Genomic DNA, 2340 nt, shown 5'->3' on the forward strand with positions numbered 1-2340 from the left:
GGCCGCGGCGCCGAGCTAGCGGTAGGGGCGCTCGGCGCCCGCCTCGGACGCGGGGGCGTCGACGACATCGCTCACGGCCACCGTGATGTTGTCCCCGGCGTCGGCAGCCTCGGCGGCGGCCACCAGGGCGTCCGCCGCCTCCTCCGGCCCTGCGGCCTCGGCCAGGAGGGCCAGGACCTCGGCCTCGGGAACGTAGTCGGTGAGGCCGTCGCTCGCGAGCAACCACCGGTCCCCGGGGACGGTCGCGACCTCGAGCATCGTGATGTTGTCGCCGTCCTCGAGCGACCCGGCCAGGGACCGGAGGATCACGTTGCGCCGCGGGTGTCCGTAGGCCTCGTCGGCCCCGATGGCACCCTGCTCGACCAGCATCTGCACCAGGGAGTCGTCCCGGGTGACGCGCCGTCCTTCCCCGTCGCGGACGAGGTAGGCGCGCGAGTCCCCGATGTGCGCCACCCGCGCCGCGTCGTCGGTGCAGAACAGCCCCGTGAAGGTCGTCGACATCCCGGTCAGGGCGGGGTCGCGTCGGGCGCGCTGGCCGATCTCGGCGTTGGCCTGGGCGAGCACCCCCTGCAGCTCCTCGGTCGACAGGTCACGGCTGCCGGCCGGGGCGAGCAGCGACATGAGGCGGTGCGTGACCGTCCAGGAGGCCACGTCGCCCCCGGCGTGACCACCCACCCCGTCGGCCACGAAGACGTACTCCTCCGAGGCGCCGACCGAGTCCTGGTTGTTGCTGCGGTGCGGTCCGGTCACCGATCGCATCGCCGTGACGAGCGTCAGTCCCATCTGGTCCCCCCCGGGGTGCGCGTCGTGGTCCGGCCTCCATGGTGGACCACGGACCGGTACGACGCAGGCGCTGGGGCGACGCCCCGGGTGGTGCGCGGGTCAGCCTGCCGAGTGCTGCACCGGGGAGCGCACGGTGGTGCCCTGCGCGGGGATCGACGCCGTGCGGGTACCGACCCGCCGCGAGAGGTGATGGGCGGGTCGCTCGACCAGCCGGTAGAAGACGGCTGCGACGACCACCGCCACCGGGACGGCGAGGGCTGCCGCGAGGCCCGCGACGGTCGCCGGCAGCAGGAGCGTGACGGCGGCGATCACCGGGATGTGGACGAGGTAGAGGCTGAAGGAGCGCACCCCGACCCACTGCCACACGGGGGTCTCGAGGGCTCGGCGCAAGGGGTCCCAGTGCAGGGCGAGGACGACGACGAGGCAGGCCCCGAGGATCGACGCCCCGCTCGCGAGGGCCTCGAGCGCCGGGGCGTCGACCGGGAGCCCGCGCACGGTCCACCGGGCTGTCACGAGGGCCGTGGCGGTGAGAGCGAGAGCTGTCCACAGCACCCGGTGGTGCGGGTGCTCGTCGACCCGCCGTGCCGCTCGTCCGACGTCGTCGAGGTGTGCCGCCAGGATCACGCCGAGGGCGAAGATCGGCAGGTAGCGCAGCGCGGGCGACTGGAGCAGCGTCCCTGCGGCGATCAGGACGAAGGCCGCGGGGACGGTGATCGGCCACAGCGAGCGCCCGCGCCGCACGAGCAGCAGGAAGGCGGGCAGCAGGAGGGAGAACACCACCTCCCACTGCAGGGACCACAGGGCGACGTTGAGCGGTCCGACGCCGTCGAGCAGGAGCGCGTCGTGCCAGGCGTCCTGGGCCGACGCCGTCTGCCAGACCTGGACGAAGGCGGACCGGCCCGCGCCGGAGCGCCCCGACAGGAGCACGGCGAGCACGACGGCGACCGCGAGCGAGCCCCAGACGGGGAGGTAGAGGCGGACCAGGCGTCGGGGGTAGTACTCGCGCCACGCCACGGGGCGTGCGAGGGCGGGCAAGGTCAGGACCAGGCCGCTGAGCACGAAGAAGACGATGACCGCCTCCTCCCCGGCCCACAGCAGGTGCAGCGGTGTGTGGGTGACGAGCCACAGCAGGGGTCCGGAGCCGGCCGCCGTGCCGTCCCCCTGGATCGTGGCCAGGACGGGGATCACCAGGAGCGCGTGGTGCACCAGGACGACGACGGCAGCTGCCCCGCGCAGCCCGTCGAGGCTGGCGAGACGACGTCTGGTGGATGCGGCCGGAGCCGGTCGTTCCGTCGTGCCCATCTGTCCCCCCCCCCCCCCCCCCGGGCGGTCTGCCGAACCGGACAAATGTCTCATATCTACCCTCACGAGAGGGAGGGGTTCACCCGGACGGGTGAGGTGGGGTGGGTCACCAGTGGCGTGGGTGCGCCCGGCGCGGGGGCAGGAGCGTCGTGCTGTCGCCGCGCGCGGCGTCGAGCTGGGGGCCGGTGACGAACAGGGCGTCGCGCAGGTCGGTCCCCGCGAGCTCGGCCCCGCGCAGGTCGGTCCCCAGCAGGT

General features: G+C 74.2%; 2 protein-coding genes. Both read right to left on the bottom strand.

Annotated elements, in window-relative coordinates:
* Positions 1-15: 15 nt before the first annotated feature.
* Complete coding sequence (locus tag L0B03_RS16745; RefSeq protein WP_250447981.1) at positions 16-783, bottom strand: PP2C family serine/threonine-protein phosphatase; 768 nt, start codon at positions 781-783, stop codon at positions 16-18.
* 99 nt (positions 784-882) lie between these two features.
* Positions 883-2085 carry an acyltransferase gene (locus tag L0B03_RS16750; RefSeq protein WP_250447983.1) on the bottom strand — a complete coding sequence of 401 codons (1203 nt, stop codon included), beginning with the start codon at positions 2083-2085 and terminating at the stop codon, positions 883-885.
* Between the last annotated feature and the right edge of the window lie 255 nt (positions 2086-2340).

This window comes from Actinotalea sp. C106, assembly GCF_023630195.1.
Classification (GTDB): domain Bacteria; phylum Actinomycetota; class Actinomycetes; order Actinomycetales; family Cellulomonadaceae; genus Actinotalea.